Below are 702 nucleotides of genomic sequence, written 5' to 3'. Positions count from 1 at the left end.
GCAGCTGAGCACGAGTGTGGCTCATCTCTCGCTCAACCTCGCTCAAGCGGTGGTACCCGGACGACAGCTCCAGGTCCTTGTCAAGGACATGGACTGTCTCCTGGCGGAAGGCATGGTTCTCGTGACCCAGCCTCTCGCTGTCCAAGCCCACTGTAATGGCCAGCCTCTCATACTCATTCATACATGTTGGTGCTCATAAAACACTGATTTCATGCGCCAACATGTCGAGTAAAAGTATAAAATAACCATGTATTCACCTTGTCTACTAACCTAGTTCCACAGTTTTAATGTTTATCTGATTTCAGGAACATAGGTGCCAAATTAGAGCATTTCAAGAAATTACAAGAACATTTGAAATTCTACCAAAGATAGTGTCACTACAGGAATGTTTGTGACACGTAGACCACGTGGGGCCAAACCACAAGTCAAGGGGGCTCAAGGGCCGGCCGGTCCAACGCCACAGCCGGCCGACCACACTTTGAGTTAGCATGAGGGGAACAAGATATGGTGAAGAATGAAAGTGGGAGTTGAGTGGAGGCCAAGTGTGGCTGCCCGGCCAAAGATTTTTGGCCAGCAGGCCACCTTCCCCCTCTTTTCCCTTCTTTCCCTTCTACTATCTTCCTCTTTATCTTAATCACCGCACCTCGAGGACAAATTGGAGAGCTTTTGGCCACATGGTCTGGATGCCTGGCCACCTACCTT

The 702-nt window shown here is 49.6% G+C and carries 1 protein-coding gene; it reads right to left on the bottom strand.

The features are described 5' to 3' along the window. Nucleotides 1–181: hypothetical protein (locus ACQY8X_RS20985; protein ID WP_428037072.1), on the bottom strand; the 181-nt coding region annotated here is incomplete at its 3' end. Between the last annotated feature and the right edge of the window lie 521 nt (nt 182–702).

Origin of the sequence: Amphritea sp. (assembly GCF_050300915.1) — a bacterium.
Taxonomy (GTDB): domain Bacteria; phylum Pseudomonadota; class Gammaproteobacteria; order Pseudomonadales; family Balneatricaceae; genus Amphritea.
The sequence above is the reverse complement of the archived record's forward strand: the minus strand, read 5'-3'. Positions and strand labels throughout refer to the sequence as shown.